Genomic DNA, 17553 nt, shown 5'->3' with positions numbered 1-17553 from the left:
TGAGTTTGCAAATTTAAGTATTAATTGGAAACTAGCAACAAAATTATTCACTTTTTTAATTCATTTCATAATCGCTGGCAAATGTAACGTTTTGCTATCTTTGTTTACTAACAACGCGAACCAAAAAAACATTATAAAAATGGAAACCCAACCAATTTCGATTAAAAAATCTGCAGTTAACTATGGCCTCATTCTAGGTGTCGTGCTTGCTCTAATGACCACATTAATGTATGTGTTAAATACCGAACTTTTTACAAAATGGTGGATAGGAATTTTAAGTTTTCTTATTGTTATTGTAGTTGCAATTGTTTCTGTAGCAAAAGCAAAAGGAATTCTTGGCGGAGTAATGAGCTTTAAGGAAGCATTTACAGTTTATTTTATAACTGTTGCTATTGGATCTCTTATAAGTACGTTGGTTGGAATTTTAATATTCAACATTATCGATCCTGATTTAGCAGCCTTTCTACAAGAGAGAACTTTAGAAATGACAGCAGAATTTTTGCAAAAATTAGGTACACCACAAATAGAAATTGATAAACAAATGGCTAAAATGGCAGATCAGGATAATTTCGCAATTTTATCCCAACTGAAAAATTATGTCTTTGGACTTGCATTTATGAGTGTTATCGGACTGCTTGTAGCACTGATCTTTAAAACGAAAAACCCAAACCCGTTAAACTAATTAATGAACATATCCATCGTCATCCCGCTTCTTAACGAAGAAGAATCACTTAATGAATTGTACCGTTGGATTGCATCCGTTATGCAATCCAATGGTTTTTTATACGAGCTCATATTTATTGATGATGGCAGTACAGATAGTTCATGGAAGATCATTGAAAAACTTTCTGAAGAAAATAAGGAAGTAAAAGGAATTCGTTTTCAAAAAAATTATGGAAAATCACAAGCGCTGCACGCTGGTTTTGCGATGGCGAAAGGAGATGTGATTATAACAATGGATGCCGATTTGCAGGACAATCCTGAGGAAATTCCAGAACTTTATAAAATGATTACCGAGGAAGGTTTCGACCTTGTTTCAGGCTGGAAAAAGAAACGGTACGATTCTGTTATCAGCAAAAACATGCCTTCAAAATTATTCAATTACGCAGCGCGAAAAACTTCAGGCGTAAAACTGCACGACTTTAATTGTGGCTTGAAAGCTTATAAGCGTGATGTCGTAAAATCTATTGAAGTTACGGGCGAAATGCACAGATATATTCCTGTGCTAGCTAAAAATGCAGGCTTCAATAAAATTTCAGAAAAACCTGTTTTGCATCAGGCACGAAAATACGGAACCACAAAATTTGGCGCAGAACGTTTTATCCGTGGTTTCTTGGATTTGATAACCATTTGGTTTTTATCACGTTTCGGAAAACGGCCGATGCATCTTTTTGGCGCATGGGGCGCAATAATGCTTATAATAGGTTTCTTTTTGGCGCTTTATCTAGGAATTGATAAACTATTTTTGAATCCTTATGGCAGGCTCATTACAGAGCGACCACAGTTTTATATTGCACTAACCGCAATGATTTTGGGATCCCAACTCTTCCTCGCAGGATTTTTGGGCGAATTGATTCTCAGAAGTAAAAAAGATTCCCGAAACTACATTATCAAAGAACAAAGAAACTTCAAAGATTAAACTAAGAGATTCTTTATTTTTGCACCTTAATCTAAGCGAATGATTTACGTAGACCCGAAAATTTTAGCCCGCGTTAACCAGTGGCTTACCCCCTTTTTCGACGAAAAAACCAAACACGATATTAAAGAAATGATTGCTTACGATCCCGAAGGATTGGAAGACAGTTTTTATAAAAACCTTGAATTCGGAACTGGCGGAATGCGAGGTATAATGGGCCTTGGCGACAACCGAATCAATAAATATACTTTAGGTAAAAATACGCAAGGACTTTCAAATTATCTCCTAAAACAGTTTCCGAATAAAGAAATTAAAGTTGCAATTGCATACGACTGTCGCCACAATAGCAAAGAATTTGCAAAAATAGTAGCAGATGTTTTTTCGGCTAACGGAATAAAAGTTTTTCTTTTTTCAGAATTACGACCCACACCAGAGCTTTCTTTTGCGGTAAAACAGTTGGACTGTCAAGCTGGAATCGTTTTGACTGCTTCACACAATCCTCCTGAATACAACGGCTATAAAGTGTATTGGGAAGACGGCGGACAGCTCGTTCCGCCGCAGGATGGCGAAATAATTGCTGAAATAAATTCATTGAAATATGAAGATATACAATTTGAAGCGAATGAAAATTTGATTCAATTTATAGATTCAGAAGTAGATGAAGCATTTGCAAATGCTTCAATTAAAAATGGAACTTTCAATACCTCTCAAGAAGCTAAAGACAACTTAAAAATTGTTTTTACTTCGCTTCACGGCACTTCAATCACAATGATTCCGAAGGTTTTGGAGTATGCAGGTTATAAAAATGTTTCTATTGTTGAAGAACAAGCCGAACCAAACGGAGATTTTCCAACGGTAAAATCGCCAAATCCGGAAGAACCAGCCGCTTTAAAAATGGCATTGGAACTTGCTGAAAAAGAAAATGCAGATATTGTAATTGGAACCGATCCCGACTGTGACCGATTGGGAATTGCTGTAAGAAACGACGAAAATAAAATGGTTTTGCTCAATGGAAACCAGACTATGGTTTTGATGACGCATTTCCTTTTGGAACAATGGAAAAAAGCTGGGAAACTGAACGGAAAACAGTTTGTAGCTTCCACAATAGTTTCAACCCCAATGGTAGAAAAGGTTGCGGAACATTTCAATGTAAAATATATTGAAGGACTTACAGGTTTTAAGTGGATTGCGAAAATGATCAAGGATTTTCCCGAGCTTGAATTTATTGGCGGCGGCGAAGAAAGTTTTGGATATTTAGTGGGCGATTTTGTACGTGATAAAGATGCGGTTACCGCTACTCTATTAGCTTGCGAGATTGCAGCACAGAAAAAAGCCGAAGGAAGCAGTATGTTTCAATATTTGAATGCTATTTACAATCAATTTGGGAACTATCGCGAGCATCTTATTTCAATTACGAAAAAAGGAAAAAAAGGGGCAGAAGAAATTTCTGCAATAATGAAAACGCTACGTGAAAATCCTTTCAAAGAAATTGCTGGAAGTAATGTAATTAGAATGGATGATGTTTCAAAAAACGAAACTACAGATTTCAAAAAACAGGAAACTTTGTCATTAAATCTTCCAAAATCCAATGTATTGATCTATTACACCGAAGATGGTAGCAAAATTGCAGCGCGACCCAGCGGCACAGAACCCAAAATAAAGTTCTACATTAGCGTGAACACTTCGGAAAAAGAAAATTTTGAAGAAATACTTCAGAAAAAAATAGAAGCCATTGCTGCACAACTAAACATCAGTTAATGAATTATTTCAAAAAAGTAATACGATATGTCCTCCCTTATAAAAGGTATGCGTATTTAAATATATTTTTCAATGTTTTGTATGCGTTGTTTGGCACACTCTCATTTGTTGCGCTTATTCCAGTTTTTGAAATTATATTTAGCAATAATCGCACACTTGAAGCAAAACCAGTATATGAAGGTATTTCAAAAATAAAAGACTATTTACAGGAATCGTTAAATTATGTTATTATTGATAACATCAATAAATACGGAGAGTTTAAAGTGCTTATGTCTATGGTGGGAATAATTATCTCACTTTTTTTATTGAAAAACTTGAGCAATTATTTGGCAATGTTCTACTCCACCTTTATGCGAAATGGGGTTTTAAGGGATCTTCGCAACGACCTTTATAGAAAGGTAATCAGCTTTCCTTTGGCGTTTTATTCCGAAAAAAGAAAGGGCGATACAATTTCACGATTGAGCGGCGATGTAGATGAAGTTAAAAATTCGGTACTTTCCGTGTTGGAAATGATTGTCCGTGAGCCACTTACCATACTATTTTCGTTAATAACGATGCTGCTTATCAGTGCAAAACTGACTCTTTTTGTATTTCTATTTTTACCAATTTCGGGTTTTTTAATTTCAAAAATTGGAAAGTCTTTGAAAAAACGTTCCTTAAAAGTACAGGAAGAACAAGGTATTTTTCTTTCTATTTTAGAAGAAACAATGGGTGGATTGCGAATAATTAAAGCATTTCACGCTGAAAATCTATTTCAGAAAAAATTTGAAGATAGCAATGAACGGTTTTATAAATATTCCAACAATGTAACAAATAGACAAAACCTCGCTTCTCCGGTTAGTGAACTTTTAGGAATTATAACTATCGGGGTGCTTTTGGTTTTTGGAGGCTATTTAGTATTTATTGACAAAACACTTGAGGCCAGTTTTTTTATTGGCTATATTACGCTTGCATACAACATTCTTACTCCGGCTAAAGCCATTGCAAAGGCGAGCTATTCCATAAAACGCGCAGATGGTTCTGCAAAACGTATTTTCGAATTATTGGAAACCGAAAATACAATTACAGATATTGAAAACCCGGTTCAAAAAGAAGGTTTTGACAGCGTGATTTCTATCAAAAATATTTCGTTCAAATATGATGATCAATATGTTTTAAAAGATTTTTCATTGGAAATTCCTAAAGGAAAAACCGTTGCCCTTGTTGGCCAGTCCGGTAGCGGAAAAAGCACTATTGCGAATTTACTTACTCGCTTTTACGATGTAAACCAAGGCAGTATAGAAATTGATGGTGTAGATATAAAAGACATTTCAAAAAGATCGCTACGTGGTTTGATGGGCATCGTTTCGCAGGATTCTATTCTTTTTAATGATTCCGTGGGCAATAACTTAAAACTTGGAAAACCCTTAGCTTCCGATTTAGAATTGATGGAAGCTGCGGAAATTAGTAATTCATATGAATTCATAAAAGACCTTCCTGAAGGCTTTGAAACCAATATTGGCGATAGCGGAAACAAACTGAGCGGCGGTCAGAAACAGCGCTTGAGCATTGCCCGCGCGGTTCTGAAAAACCCACCGATAATGATTTTGGACGAAGCAACTTCTGCTTTGGATACTGAAAGCGAACGTCTGGTACAGGATGCTTTGGAAAAAATGATGAAAAATAGAACTTCAATCGTTATTGCACACCGACTTTCAACTATTCAAAATGCTGATAATATTGTGGTTCTTTCCAAAGGAAAAATTGTGGAACAGGGCAAGCACCAAGAGCTTTTGGAGAAAAAAGGAGTTTACTACAGTTTAGTGGAAATGCAATCTCTTGCATAATTCTTAACATTCAATTAAACCATTCTGAAGTAACTTAGTCCTATAAATAAGTTGCGCACTTAAAAATGGTTGAAGAAAAAGAACTAGTTACGGCATTACAGACCGAAGCAGATAAAGAGTCTGCATTTCGGGAGCTTGTTTCACAGTATAAGGAACGGCTTTATTGGCAAATCCGTAATATGGTTTTGGACCACGATGACGCTGATGATGTCCTACAGAATACTTTTATCAAGGTTTTCAGAAACATTAATTCATTTAAAGGAGACAGCAAGTTGCACACGTGGATGTACAGAATTGCCGCAAATGAATCCATAACTTTTCTCAACAAAAAAGCGAAACGTAACAATGTGTCCATTGAGAATATGAAAGATAATGCCGTGCGTAAACTAGAGAGCGATGTATATTTTGAAGGGGATGCAATCCAGCTACAATTTCAAAAAGCGATTGCAACGCTACCAGAAAAACAACGGTTGATATTCACAATGAAATACTTTGAAGACCACACTTTTGAAGAGCTTTCAGCAATTTTAGAAACCTCTGTGGGTGGTTTGAAAAGTAGTTATCACATTGCAGTGAAAAAAATCACTGAATTCATAAAGACTAATGAAACTTTATAACCTATTAACAGTCATAATTTAAATTGAAAAAAGAAGAAAACATACCCGATTTTAGAATACCAGAAGGTTATTTTGAAACTTTTGAGGAACGTCTTTTTAGCAAGATCTCGGAAGAGAATTTTCCTAAATCTGCTGGCTTTAAAGTTCCCGACAGTTACTTTGATAATTTGGATGCACGAGTTTTGAAAACCATGAATGCTTCAGAAAAATCTCAGAAAGTAATTTCGCTTTTTCCGAAAAAATATTTTGGTTACGCTGCTGCAATTGCCGCTTGTTTGATCCTTGGTTTTACGATTTTTAATACTGATACTTCCAAGTCAACCCTAGATACCTTACAATTGGCGGCAATAGACAATTATATTGAAGAAGGGAATTTAAATTTGGATTTATATGATTTAACTTCCTTTATAGACGATGAAGATATTAAAGCGGTAAATTTTGAAACTAGCCAATTTTCTGATCAAGCGTTGGAAAACTATATTTTAGAGAATATGGATGAAGAAACCCTAATAAACGAACAATGAAAAAGTTATTTTTTATATTCTTACTTGCCACCGTAACAATAAATGCGCAAGATGGAAAACACGAAAAAATTAAAGCTTTAAAGACAGCTTATATAACGGAAAAATTAGCACTTACTTCCTCAGAAGCTGAAAAGTTTTGGCCTGTTTATAACAGATATGAAGAAAAGTTTCACGACTTGCGCAAGAAGGAAAAAAGTGAAATATTTCAGAAGTTACGTAATGGTTTGGATAATTTAAACGAAACTGAAGCCAATAACTTAATAGATAAAAGTTTATCTCTTGAAAGTGAAGAACTGGAGCTGCGCAAACAAATGATTACAGAATTGCGAAACGTAATTTCTCCAAAAAAAATAATAATCCTCAAAAAAGCAGAGGATGATTTTAAAAGGGAGCTTTTAGATCGTTACAGACAAAGTAAAGGCGAAAAAGGCTCTAAAGGTCCAAAATAAAAAAAGCCCCAACTTTGGGGCTTTTTTTATTTTAATTAGGCTAATTACATTGCGCCCCACTCCTTCAAGGATTTTTCATTTAAAGCAACATAATCATTATTTCCAGCAGCTTTAGCTAGTTCTTTTGATTTTTTTGCAGCTTCAATAGCTCCTTTCTTATCACCTGCCTTTGCATAAATCAACGATTTTTGACGTAACTGCCAGTAAGCAGGTTCTTTATTCATATCAATCGCTTTGTCAATCCAGGTTTTTGCTTGGTTTATATCCTTCCCAGCTTCAAGGTAGTAAACAGCCGCAGCGTAATATTCGTTTGCTCCAGGGCCATTCATCACTTTCTGAATATTTTCAGAAACCGTTTTGTCTGTTCCAAATTTAATGGGCACGCCTACATATGTTTTTTCCCACATCATCCCTAACATTGCCGAATCATTCTTCAAATCATCAAAAGACATTGTAAATGTTTCGATATCCATTGGTATTGGGTACGCTTGAACCGAAACTTGGGCTGCTACTTTACTATCATCCCATTTTTCAGGAGTTCCCCAGTTTGATGTGTCATTATAGAAAAACACTTCCCAGTTTGAACTACCTGGTTTTGTATATATGGCGTACGATCCAGCTTTTAGGGTTTTGCCCCCAACTTCAACATCTTCACCAAAAGTTATCTTTGTATTTGCATTAGCCCCTGTACGCCACATTTTATCATAAGGAACTAAATTTCCCATAATTGTTCTACCTCTCATTGAAGGTCTTGAATATTCCAAAGTTACATCGGTAAGCCCCACTTTTTGTTCAATTTTTTGAAACGGACTGGGTTGTGGTGTTTGAATCTGTGCTTGAATGCCAACAGTTAGCATCAAGGCAGAAAAAAGTAAAATAATCTTTTTCATAATAATGGTTTTAAGGTGTTTATATTTTTACGAAGTTACTGTTTGAATTTTTTTTAAAAGTTAAGAAAACCCTAAAAAAGTAAAAACTTAAAATTTCTCAAATTAGCATGAATTAAAGCTATTGTACCAATACGGAACAATTGTTAATCTTTTGTTTAAACTTTTTTTAATATGATAAAACAAAGTAATTTTAAACAAAAATTGAAATTAATATGCTAAAACAATTACTTAAAACATTCAGAATAAGGTTTTCAAATAGAGCCGTGGAAACCAATACGTATAGATTACTGCGTATGAACAGAAAACTTACTTTTAAGCAGAACAAATAAGGCTTAATGAAAATATATACACTGCACGCAAAACAAAATCTTCCCATAACTATGGAGGAGGCTTGGAATTTTTTATCGAACCCGAAAAACCTAAAAGTAATTACGCCAGATTATATGGGTTTCAATATTCAGTCGGGTGCAGACAGACCTATGTTTGCAGGGCAGATCATTGAATATATCGTAACCCCTATTTTAGGGATAAAAACCAAATGGGTTACAGAAATAACCCACGTGGTAGATAAAGAATATTTTGTGGACGAACAGCGTTTTGGGCCTTATGCACTTTGGCATCACAAACATTTTATTAAAGAAATTGATGGTGGGGTGGAAATGGAGGACTTGCTCCATTACAAACTTCCGTTTGGAATTCTTGGACAGCTAGTACATCCTTTTTTGGTAAAACCGAAATTAAACGAAATTTTTGAATACCGAAAAAATAAATTGGTTGAACTCTTTGGAGCCATATAATTTCAAAAACAAAACAATGCAAAAAAATATACTTCTAATCGGCGGTTCCTACGGAATTGGAGCTTCTATTGCTGCCAAGCTGAAAGAAAACCACAACGTAATCATTGCATCCCGAAGCAACGTGAATATTCCGAATGGAATTACACACCTTACCTTTGATGCGTTGAAAGATGATATTAAAACTTTAGATCTGCCCGAAAAGATTGACGGGCTGGTTTACTGTCCAGGCAGTATAAATTTAAAACCTTTCAAAATGATGAGTCACGAATCTTTCATCCAAGATATGGAACTCAATTTCCACTCCCTCGTTCGCGTGGTCCATGGATTGTTGCCAAAACTGAAAAATGCAGACCAGGCAAGTCTGGTTTTTTTCAGCACGGTTGCTGTTAAAGTTGGTATGCCCTTTCACACCAGCGTTTCGGCATCAAAAGGTGCTATTGAAGGTTTTGCCAAAGCATTTGCAGCTGAATATGCTCCAAACTTCCGTGTAAACGTAATTGCACCTTCACTAACAGATTCGCCTTTGGCTTCAAAACTTTTGAATAACGATGCCAAAAAAGAAAAAATGGCCGAGCGTCACCCTTTGAAGAAAGTAGGCACAACTGATGATATTGCATCAATGGCCGCATTTCTTCTGAATGATGAGTCACAATGGATCACAGGTCAGGTTTTTGGTGTGGACGGTGGTCTTTCAACTTTAAACGTCAATTAAATTGCCAGAAAAAGTTAATATATTTTGGTTCCGAAGAGATCTACGATTGGATGACAACGTGGGATTTTACAAAGCGCTTAACGGAAAATTTCCCGTATTGCCCATTTTCATATTCGATTCAGAAATAGTAAACGAGCTTCCGAAAGATGATGCACGGGTTACTTTTATTTTTGAAACAGTTCAAAAGATGCGCACTGAATTACAGGAAAAGGGAAGTAGCCTTGCAATTTATCAGGGCAAACCGGAAGAGGTTTTTAAAAAAATTATTTTAGAATTTGATATTCAAAATGTGATAGTAAATCACGATTATGAACCGTATGCAAAAAACCGTGATGAACAGATTAAAAAGTTTCTCTCTCAAAAAGAAATAGGTTTTTATACATATAAAGACCAAGTAATTTTTGAAAAGGACGAAGTGGTAAAAGACGATGGTAATCCGTATATCGTTTACACGCCTTATATGAAGCGCTGGAAGGAAAAGTTTAAGAGTAATTTTGACGAAAAGATATATTACACCCACGAATTTTTGAAAAATTTGCATCAAAATTCGCGACTTCCAAATCTCTCGTTAAGTGATATTGGTTTCGAAAAATCCAAAATTGAGATTCCTCAATATGATGTTACGCCAACAACCATCGAAGAATACGAAAAGACGCGGAATTTTCCCGCCATGGATTCAACTTCACATTTAGGACCACACCTCCGCTTTGGAACCGTTAGCATCCGAAAAATGATTAAAAAAGCAACAGCTGAAAAAAATGAGGTCTTTTGGCAGGAACTAATATGGCGGGAATTTTTTATGCAAATATTATGGCATTTCCCCGAAACCTTAAAGAATGCTTTCAAAAAAAAATATGACAGAATTGAATGGAGAAATAACGAAGAGGAATTCCAAAAATGGAAAGATGGAAAAACTGGATATCCTTTAGTGGATGCCGGAATGCGCCAACTAAATAAAACTGGTTATATGCACAACCGTGTTAGAATGGTTGTTGCAAGTTTTCTTTGCAAACATCTTTTAATAGATTGGCGTTGGGGAGAAGCCTATTTTGCTGAAAAGTTACTTGATTATGAAATGTCAAGCAATGTAGGAAACTGGCAGTGGGCCGCAGGAAGTGGTGTTGATGCAGCACCTTATTTCAGAATTTTTAATCCAACTACACAAATTGAAAAATTTGATAAAGATTATAAGTACATCAAAATATATGTTCCTGAATTAGAATCAGAAAACTATCCCGAAAAAATAGTTGACCACAAAGAAGCGCGAGAAAGATGTTTACGGGTTTATAAGGAAGCAGTTTCTTAAATGTAGAGCTTCATAAAAACAGGTTGTTAAAAAAAAGGTAAATGAACGGTAATTTTATGCTGTTTTGCACAATTTTGCTACTCTTGCACAGTTAACAAAGCAACAAGCCTGAAATTATGAAGAAGATTTTATTTCTAACCCTCCCCCTATTTTTATTTACGCTGCATATGGCAGCGCAAGATTCCATTCAAATTCGAAAAAATACACTTAATGAGCAAATGACTGATGCTTTTGACAAAAGTAACAGTTATCAAGAATATAAGGTTGTGAAAAAGACACAGCTTGCGACTTTAAAACGTAATATTTTAGATTCCGTTTCTTCCTTGGAAAAAAAAATAAATAGTCAGGAAAGTGAATTAGGCCAACAAAAAAAAGAAGTTGATTCACTCCGTCAGAATTTAAAAAACACCCAACAAAATCTATCTAATTCAAAAGAGAAAGAAGACGGAATAGCTATTTTTGGCATTTTAACTTCAAAAACTACTTACAATACTATTATGTGGAGTATTATCGTTTTATTGCTTTTGTCCGTAGGTTTTCTTTTTTATAGATTTTTAAATAGTTCAAAAATCACAAATGCAGCAGAGCTAAAAATGGTCGAAATGGAAATGGAACTTGAAGATTATCGCCGTAATAGTCTTGAACGTGAACAAAAGTTGCGCAGAAAATTACAAGACGAAATCAACAAAAACCGGAAAGCATAAATTGTTTTACGGTTCTGTTCTCGTGATTTTTGCACCAATAGCTCGAAGTCTTTCATCAATGTTCTCGTAACCTCTATCTATTTGTTCAATATTGTGGATAGTACTTGTTCCTTGAGCGGAAAGTGCGGCTATCAACAATGAAATTCCCGCCCTGATATCTGGCGAAACCATCGTAGTTGCTTTAAGATTTGATTGGAAATTATGACCTATTACTGTCGCGCGGTGTGGATCGCAAAGAATAATCTTTGCCCCCATATCAATTAATTTATCTACAAAGAAAAGGCGGCTTTCAAACATTTTTTGATGAATGAGCACACTGCCCTTTGCTTGGGTACAAACTACTAAAACTATACTCAACAAATCAGGTGTAAAACCAGGCCATGGAGCATCAGATACTGTTAGTATTGAACCATCGATATACCCTTGAATTTCGTATTCTTTTTGAGAAGGAATATGTATATCATCCCCTTTCTTATTAAGTTTTATACCAAGTTTTCGGAAGGTTTCTGGAATAAGCCCGAGGTTTTCCCAGCTTACATTTTTAATAGTGATTTCACTACGAGTCATTGCAGCAAGGCCAATCCAGCTACCTATTTCAATCATATCCGGTAAAATTCGGTGCTCGCAACCCCCTAACTTTTCTACGCCTTCAATAACCAAAAGGTTTGAGCCTACTCCTGTAATATTTGCTCCCATAGCGTTCAGCATTTTACAAAGTTGCTGAATATAGGGTTCGCAAGCGGCATTGTAGATTGTGGTGGTTCCTTTGGCTAAAACAGCTGCCATAACAATGTTCGCCGTGCCTGTTACTGAGGCTTGGTCTAAAAGCATATAAGTTCCCTTTAAACCTTTTGGTGCCTCTACACCGTAAAAACGTTCCTCTTTATTGTATCTGAATTTTGCGCCTAGTTTTATAAAACCTTCAAAGTGTGTATCGAGTCTTCTTCTACCTATTTTGTCTCCTCCAGGTCTTGGAATGTAACCCTTACCGAACCTTGCCAAAAGTGGGCCAACAATCATAATAGAGCCACGCAGGGAGCTTCCCTCCTGTTTAAAAAGTTCAGATTCAAGATAATCAAGATTGATTTCATCTGCTATAAAAGCAAATTTACCTTTTCCTAACTTTTGAATTTTAACACCAAGATTTCCAAGAATTGTAATCAGTTTGTTAACATCCAAAATATCTGGAATGTTTTCAATGATCACTTTTTCGGGTGTCAATAAAACCGCACAAAGAATTTGTAACGCTTCATTTTTGGCTCCCTGAGGCGTAATTTCGCCTTTCAGTTTGTGCCCTCCTTCAATTTGAAAAGTTCCCATAAATAATGACTGAGATTTTAATAACGCTTGCGGTTGCGGTTGTTATTAGAATTGGAATTAGAATTAGACTTGTAATTTTTCTTGCCGGAATTATTCGTATTGAAACGTTTTTTGGTTTTTAATAAATTTGAAGCATCGCTCAAATCTTCATCGCTGTTTTTAAGATTAATTTTCCCATCGGAAAGCTCAAAAAGATGTCCAAAAATCACATCATCTTCCACCGTGTCTTTGTTCCAGTTAAGGAAACACTTCTTCATGTGGTTTGCGATGGTAAGGATAAGCCCTTCTTTTTTGTCTCCTTCCTCCCAACTGTTTGCCACATCAATCATTCTTTTAATATTGTTTCCATAAAAACGATACTTCGGAAAGTTTTGTGGATATTCTAATGGTTCCGGACGCTCCATAAGTTCCTCTCGAGAAGGAATGGGGAAAGGGGAATCTACATCCAATTTAAAATCTGAGATAATAAATAATTGATCCCAAAGCATTGGTTGAAAATCTGGCACATCACGTAGATGGGGATTCAAATTTCCCATAACTGCAATGATGCTTTTTGCAATTTTATTACGCTCGTCTCTATCTTCGGTGGCAATGGCCTGATCTACCATTTTCTGAATATGGCGTCCATACTCAGGAATAATCAATTTTGGGCGTTCTGTATTATATTCTATCTGTGCTACTTCTTGTATCAAAATGTTTTTATTAAGGGAAGAAATTATTTATTGGGAAAGATTGAAATCGTTTCCCTCGCAAAATACTAAAAATTATAATGAAATAACACCTTCAATGTTAGAAACTTCAAGATATTTTTTAACCACAAGGTCTGGAGATTCCATAGTTACTTTTATGGAAACACTTGTATAAGTCCCTTTCGCAGAATCACGGGTGTTGATCTCGGCATCGGTTGCATCAAAAATCGCTCTTATCTCGGCAATTTTTTCAAGATTTGCAGGCACTATAAATTTGAAAAGATATAGCGAAGGCCATGTAGTATCTTCTTGAAGTTGCTTTTTTAAGCGTTCGTAAAACTCTGCAGTTTTTTTATCTTGATCCATCAAACAATTTTAGCGGGCTAAGCAACAAAGATACACTTTCACCACAAATATTTATTTACTTACTTTGTATAAAATTAAAACTTATTGGAAACAAAAAAAATTGTAATCACTGGCGGACCAGGTTCAGGGAAAACAGCACTAATCACTTATTTGGAAAAAGAGGGCTACCCCGTTATGCACGAAATTTCGCGACAAGTCATTCTTGAAGCACAGAAAGCAGGAATTGAACAATTATTTTTAGAAAACCCAATTCTTTTTAGTGAAAAATTACTAGAAGGAAGGCTGAAGCAATTTCACGAAGGAAAAAACTGCGAAGCTCCAATTCTCTTTTATGACCGCGGTATGCCAGACGTAACAGCCTATATGGATTTTGTTGAAACGGTCTACCCCAAACATTTTCCCAAAACGTGTGTTGAAAACAGATATACTGAAGTTTTTGTACTTCCACCATGGGAAGATATTTATGAACAGGACAATGAGCGTTATGAATCTTTTGAGCAGGCTGAAAAAATCTTTTATTTCCTAAAAATAGGTTATGAAAATTACGATTATAAAATACATGAAGTGCCTGTAGGCTCTATTAAAGAGCGAGTGGATTATATATTGAATAAATTGAAAACTGTAATTTGATAAATGTCCAAAACATCCTGACCAAATATTGGAATTTTACTTCTTTCAAACCGATGCAGGAAGAAATTATTGCTTCAGTTATGGACGGAAAAGATACCGTGGCACTTTTACCAACTGGCGGCGGAAAATCATTGTGCTTTCAAGTTCCAGCTTTGGCGATGGATGGAATTTGTATTGTTATTTCACCTTTGGTAGCGTTGATGGGTGATCAAATAAACACACTAAAGCAACGCGGCATAAAAGCATTAAAACTTACTGGCGGAATTTCTTTTGACGAATTAAATACGTTGCTCGACAATGCGCTTTACGGAAACTACAAATTTCTCTACCTCTCGCCCGAAAGGCTACAACAGGAAATAGTTCAAAATTACATTAAGCAGATGAACGTCAACTTAATCGCTGTTGACGAAGCGCACTGTATTTCACAATGGGGCAACGATTTTAGGCCAGCTTATAAAAACATAACGGTACTTCGGGAAATTCATCCGCTAGTTCCAATTATTGCATTAACGGCAACAGCAACGCCAGAAGTTTTGGAAGATACTATTTCAGAATTGCGAATGGAACTGCCAGCTGTTTTCAAAAATTCGTTTGTTCGTGGAAATCTTTCGTACCAAGTTTTTAAAGAAGACGATAAACTTTATAGAGCCGAACAATTACTTAAAAATAATTCTGGTTCGGCAATCGTTTATGTGAGAAATAGAAAAGGCACTATTGAAATAAGTGAACAACTCAATAGCTTGGGAATTTCGGCTACATTTTATCACGGCGGGATTTCGGCAAAAGAAAAAGCAGAAAAACTAGAATCTTGGCGTAACGGCAGGATTTCCACAATGGTTGCTACAAACGCTTTCGGAATGGGCATTGACCATCCAAATGTTCGTTTCGTTATTCACCTTCAAATTCCCGAGAGTCTTGAAAGTTATTTTCAGGAAGCAGGCCGTGCTGGGCGTGATGGTGAATATGCTTCAGCAGTGTTACTCTATAATGAGTACGATAAAATGTATGTAAAACAACAATTTGTGGAATCACTGCCAACTACTTCAGATTTAAAAAAGATTTACCGTACTCTCAACAATTATTTTCAGATTCCTTACGGCGAAGGGGAATTTACAAAACATAATTTTGCCTTTGCTGACTTCTGCAAAATTTATAGCCTCAACACACTTCTTACATACAATGCGCTAAACAATTTAGACCGTTTGGGGATTATTCAGCTATCGCAGGAATTTGGGCGGAAATCCACTGTCCAGTTTTTAATCTCTTCGGAAAAGGTCTTGAGTTATTTTGAAAAAGACATAACCATTTCAGTAATCGGAAAAACAATCCTGAGAATCTATGGTGGGATTTTTGAAATGCCAACCGCGATAAACCTCGATTTGATTGTCTCAAAAACTGGGCAATCTATAGAAACCATAATTTCAGTACTAAAAAAAATGGAACGGGAGCATGTGGTTGAAATGATGCTTCAAATTACTGATGCTACGTTGACCTTTCTCGTCCCTAGGGAAGACGATAAAACCATCAATGTGATTTCGCGCGAAGTGGAAGCATTGAACAGAAAAAAATCAGCGCAGGTAAATTCCGTTCTTCATTATATAGACAACAATAAAACGTGCAAAAGTGTTCAGTTGGTTTCTTATTTTGGTGAAACTACAGCAAGCAAATGCGGCATCTGTTCTGTTTGTAAACCACCAAATTCCAATTTATCAAACAAAGAGATGCAGGTTCTCGCTAAACAAATACTAGCCTTACTTGAAGGAAATGATTTAAGCTCACGAGAGATTTCAGAAAATCTTACTTTTGCCGAGACCAATATTTTAAAAGTAATCCGTCTTTTAATGGATGCCGAAAAAATAAAAATCAACCCGAAAAATCAATATTATTTAAAATGAAAAAAATGCCAAAAGATTTGAGAATTGTGTTTATGGGGACCCCCGATTTTGCTGTTGGAGTTTTGAAGGAAATGGTTGAGGCCAACAAAAATATTGTAGGTGTAATTACCGCGCCAGATAAACCCGCCGGCCGGGGTAGAAAGTTAATGGCTTCAGCAGTTAAAGAATATGCTGTTTCTAAGAACTTAACCGTACTCCAGCCCACAAATTTAAAAGATGAATCTTTTCTGGAAGAATTAAAAAATTTGGACGCCAACCTTCAAGTTATAGTTGCTTTTCGAATGCTGCCAAAAGTAGTTTGGCAAATGCCTAAATTGGGCACTTTCAATCTTCACGCTTCACTTTTACCACAATATAGAGGTGCTGCGCCCATCAATTGGGCAATAATTAATAAAGAGAAGAAAACGGGCGTAACTACTTTTTTTATTGATGAAAAGATTGATACCGGATCCATCATTGCAAACAAGGAAGTTATTATTGAAAAGGAGGAAACTGCAGCAACACTTCACGATAAGTTAATGGAAAAAGGAAGTGAATTGGTTTTGGAAACGCTCACACTAATAGAAAATGACAATGCTGATGCGAAAGGGCAACCTGAAAACAAAAATTTAAAAGACGCACCAAAACTTACCCCTGAAAACACACGTATAGATTGGACAAAACCTGGAGAAGAGATAGACGCATTTATCCGCGGACTTTCACCCTATCCTGTGGCTTGGTCAATGCTTTATAATAATAAAGAAGAATTGAAAGCCAAAGTTTATGCCGTGAGTTTCGAGAAAACAAATCACGATCAGGAATTAGGAACTATTCAAACTTCAAAAAAAGAGCTGAAAGTAGCTTGTTCGGATGGTTACATTATGATTAAAGAAATACAACTTCCAGGAAAACGTAAAATGGACGTTTCTTCACTTTCGAATGGGTATTCTTTTGATAATGATAGTAAACTAACGTAAACCCTTGTCAGCACTGATTTCATTAAAATCATTGAAAAAAGCGTCAAGTTTATTAACAAACACCCCAAGTTATCAACAAAAATAGGGATTTACTGCGTGGTTACTTGCCTGAACGGATATTCCTGTTAAATTTGTAGAGCAATTAATCGAAGTTTAACCAACAATTTAATTTAAAAAAATTATGAACAAATCAGATTTAATCGATGCAATGGCAGCTGATGCCGGAATTACAAAAGCTGCTGCTAAGAAATCTTTAGAGTCTTTCTTAGGCAACGTTGAAAAATCCCTTAAAAAAGGTGATAGAGTATCACTTGTAGGTTTCGGATCTTGGTCAGTATCTAAAAGAGCTGCAAGAGAAGGTAGAAATCCTCAAACTGGTAAAACCATTAAAATTGCTGCTAAAAAAGTAGTAAAATTTAAAGCTGGTTCAGACTTACAAAACAGCGTAAACTAATTGTAAATAATATTTACTAGTTTA

The 17553-nt window shown here is 35.8% G+C and carries 19 protein-coding genes; 15 read left to right on the top strand and 4 right to left on the bottom strand.

What is annotated here, in order from left to right:
• Window positions 1-139 precede the first annotated feature (139 nt).
• The 7 genes from AEQU1_RS13690 (at window position 140) to AEQU1_RS13660 (ending at window position 6810) form a co-directional block, all read left to right on the top strand.
• On the top strand, window positions 140-682 hold the full coding sequence (locus AEQU1_RS13690; RefSeq protein ID WP_146743759.1) for a DUF4199 domain-containing protein: 543 nt from the start codon (window positions 140-142) through the stop codon (window positions 680-682).
• A gap of 3 nt (window positions 683-685) precedes the next feature.
• Window positions 686-1639 (top strand): glycosyltransferase family 2 protein, encoded by a 954-nt coding sequence (locus AEQU1_RS13685; protein ID WP_111881981.1) that lies wholly within the window; start codon window positions 686-688, stop codon window positions 1637-1639.
• A gap of 39 nt (window positions 1640-1678) precedes the next feature.
• Window positions 1679-3394, top strand: a complete 1716-nt coding sequence (locus AEQU1_RS13680) for a phospho-sugar mutase (protein ID WP_111881979.1) — start codon at window positions 1679-1681, stop codon at window positions 3392-3394.
• Window positions 3394-5220 (top strand): ABC transporter ATP-binding protein, encoded by a 1827-nt coding sequence (locus AEQU1_RS13675; protein ID WP_111881978.1) that lies wholly within the window; start codon window positions 3394-3396, stop codon window positions 5218-5220. The genes AEQU1_RS13680 and AEQU1_RS13675 overlap by 1 nt, the downstream gene beginning before the upstream one ends.
• 65 nt (window positions 5221-5285) lie before the next feature.
• Window positions 5286-5837 (top strand): RNA polymerase sigma factor, encoded by a 552-nt coding sequence (locus AEQU1_RS13670; protein ID WP_111881976.1) that lies wholly within the window; start codon window positions 5286-5288, stop codon window positions 5835-5837.
• 23 nt (window positions 5838-5860) lie between these two features.
• Window positions 5861-6361, top strand: coding sequence for a hypothetical protein (locus tag AEQU1_RS13665; RefSeq protein ID WP_111881975.1), 501 nt, complete (start codon window positions 5861-5863; stop codon window positions 6359-6361).
• A complete protein-coding gene (locus AEQU1_RS13660; RefSeq protein ID WP_111881973.1) occupies window positions 6358-6810 on the top strand; it encodes a hypothetical protein in 453 nt (150 codons plus the stop codon). The genes AEQU1_RS13665 and AEQU1_RS13660 overlap by 4 nt, the downstream gene beginning before the upstream one ends.
• A gap of 44 nt (window positions 6811-6854) precedes the next feature.
• Here the strand turns inward: AEQU1_RS13660 and AEQU1_RS13655 are convergent, their stop codons facing one another.
• Window positions 6855-7700, bottom strand: coding sequence for a DUF2911 domain-containing protein (locus tag AEQU1_RS13655; RefSeq protein WP_111881971.1), 846 nt, complete (start codon window positions 7698-7700; stop codon window positions 6855-6857).
• A 335-nt stretch (window positions 7701-8035) separates the two neighbouring features.
• Here AEQU1_RS13655 and AEQU1_RS13650 point away from each other — a divergent pair, with 335 nt between their 5' ends.
• The 4 genes from AEQU1_RS13650 to AEQU1_RS13635 all read left to right on the top strand — a co-directional run bounded on the left by AEQU1_RS13650 (window position 8036) and on the right by AEQU1_RS13635 (window position 11219).
• Window positions 8036-8497, top strand: coding sequence for an SRPBCC family protein (locus AEQU1_RS13650; protein ID WP_111881970.1), 462 nt, complete (start codon window positions 8036-8038; stop codon window positions 8495-8497).
• A gap of 16 nt (window positions 8498-8513) precedes the next feature.
• A complete protein-coding gene (locus AEQU1_RS13645; protein ID WP_111882072.1) occupies window positions 8514-9209 on the top strand; it encodes an SDR family NAD(P)-dependent oxidoreductase in 696 nt (231 codons plus the stop codon).
• Window position 9210: 1 nt separating this feature from the next.
• A complete protein-coding gene (locus tag AEQU1_RS13640) occupies window positions 9211-10515 on the top strand; it encodes a deoxyribodipyrimidine photo-lyase (protein WP_111881968.1) in 1305 nt (434 codons plus the stop codon).
• A 116-nt stretch (window positions 10516-10631) separates the two neighbouring features.
• On the top strand, window positions 10632-11219 hold the full coding sequence (locus AEQU1_RS13635; protein ID WP_146743758.1) for a hypothetical protein: 588 nt from the start codon (window positions 10632-10634) through the stop codon (window positions 11217-11219).
• Between the two features lie 6 nt (window positions 11220-11225).
• Here the strand turns inward: AEQU1_RS13635 and murA are convergent, their stop codons facing one another.
• The 3 genes from murA to AEQU1_RS13620 form a co-directional block, all read right to left on the bottom strand.
• Window positions 11226-12539: a UDP-N-acetylglucosamine 1-carboxyvinyltransferase gene (gene murA, locus AEQU1_RS13630; RefSeq protein WP_111881965.1), complete on the bottom strand. Its 1314-nt coding sequence runs from the start codon at window positions 12537-12539 to the stop codon at window positions 11226-11228.
• A 17-nt stretch (window positions 12540-12556) separates the two neighbouring features.
• Window positions 12557-13231: a DUF4290 domain-containing protein gene (locus tag AEQU1_RS13625; protein WP_111881963.1), complete on the bottom strand. Its 675-nt coding sequence runs from the start codon at window positions 13229-13231 to the stop codon at window positions 12557-12559.
• A gap of 72 nt (window positions 13232-13303) precedes the next feature.
• Window positions 13304-13594 (bottom strand): DUF493 family protein, encoded by a 291-nt coding sequence (locus AEQU1_RS13620; protein ID WP_111881962.1) that lies wholly within the window; start codon window positions 13592-13594, stop codon window positions 13304-13306.
• 84 nt (window positions 13595-13678) lie between these two features.
• On the opposite strand from AEQU1_RS13620, the gene AEQU1_RS13615 reads away from it, so the two are divergent.
• The 4 genes from AEQU1_RS13615 (at window position 13679) to AEQU1_RS13600 (ending at window position 17529) form a co-directional block, all read left to right on the top strand.
• A complete protein-coding gene (locus AEQU1_RS13615; protein WP_111881960.1) occupies window positions 13679-14224 on the top strand; it encodes an AAA family ATPase in 546 nt (181 codons plus the stop codon).
• Entirely contained in the window at window positions 14221-16119 is a 1899-nt protein-coding gene (locus tag AEQU1_RS13610) for an ATP-dependent DNA helicase RecQ (protein WP_111881958.1), read from the top strand. The genes AEQU1_RS13615 and AEQU1_RS13610 overlap by 4 nt, the downstream gene beginning before the upstream one ends.
• Before the next feature lie 5 nt (window positions 16120-16124).
• Window positions 16125-17075, top strand: coding sequence for a methionyl-tRNA formyltransferase (fmt, locus tag AEQU1_RS13605; protein WP_111882070.1), 951 nt, complete (start codon window positions 16125-16127; stop codon window positions 17073-17075).
• Between the two features lie 181 nt (window positions 17076-17256).
• Complete coding sequence (locus AEQU1_RS13600) at window positions 17257-17529, top strand: HU family DNA-binding protein (RefSeq protein WP_111881957.1); 273 nt, start codon at window positions 17257-17259, stop codon at window positions 17527-17529.
• The last annotated feature ends 24 nt before the right edge of the window (window positions 17530-17553 follow it).

The organism is Aequorivita sp. CIP111184, assembly GCF_900489465.1.
Taxonomy (GTDB): domain Bacteria; phylum Bacteroidota; class Bacteroidia; order Flavobacteriales; family Flavobacteriaceae; genus Aequorivita.
The sequence above is the reverse complement of the archived record's forward strand: the minus strand, read 5'-3'. Positions and strand labels throughout refer to the sequence as shown.

Coding starts and splice junctions, on each gene's coding strand:
- AEQU1_RS13690 (WP_146743759.1), top strand. CDS start 140: ATGGAAACCCAACCAATTTCGATTAAAAAATCTGCAGTTAACTATGGC.
- AEQU1_RS13685 (WP_111881981.1), top strand. CDS start 686: ATGAACATATCCATCGTCATCCCGCTTCTTAACGAAGAAGAATCACTT.
- AEQU1_RS13680 (WP_111881979.1), top strand. CDS start 1,679: ATGATTTACGTAGACCCGAAAATTTTAGCCCGCGTTAACCAGTGGCTT.
- AEQU1_RS13675 (WP_111881978.1), top strand. CDS start 3,394: ATGAATTATTTCAAAAAAGTAATACGATATGTCCTCCCTTATAAAAGG.
- AEQU1_RS13670 (WP_111881976.1), top strand. CDS start 5,286: ATGGTTGAAGAAAAAGAACTAGTTACGGCATTACAGACCGAAGCAGAT.
- AEQU1_RS13660 (WP_111881973.1), top strand. CDS start 6,358: ATGAAAAAGTTATTTTTTATATTCTTACTTGCCACCGTAACAATAAAT.
- AEQU1_RS13655 (WP_111881971.1), bottom strand. CDS start 7,700: ATGAAAAAGATTATTTTACTTTTTTCTGCCTTGATGCTAACTGTTGGC.
- AEQU1_RS13650 (WP_111881970.1), top strand. CDS start 8,036: ATGAAAATATATACACTGCACGCAAAACAAAATCTTCCCATAACTATG.
- AEQU1_RS13645 (WP_111882072.1), top strand. CDS start 8,514: ATGCAAAAAAATATACTTCTAATCGGCGGTTCCTACGGAATTGGAGCT.
- AEQU1_RS13635 (WP_146743758.1), top strand. CDS start 10,632: ATGAAGAAGATTTTATTTCTAACCCTCCCCCTATTTTTATTTACGCTG.
- murA (WP_111881965.1), bottom strand. CDS start 12,539: ATGGGAACTTTTCAAATTGAAGGAGGGCACAAACTGAAAGGCGAAATT.
- AEQU1_RS13620 (WP_111881962.1), bottom strand. CDS start 13,594: ATGGATCAAGATAAAAAAACTGCAGAGTTTTACGAACGCTTAAAAAAG.
- fmt (WP_111882070.1), top strand. CDS start 16,125: ATGCCAAAAGATTTGAGAATTGTGTTTATGGGGACCCCCGATTTTGCT.
- AEQU1_RS13600 (WP_111881957.1), top strand. CDS start 17,257: ATGAACAAATCAGATTTAATCGATGCAATGGCAGCTGATGCCGGAATT.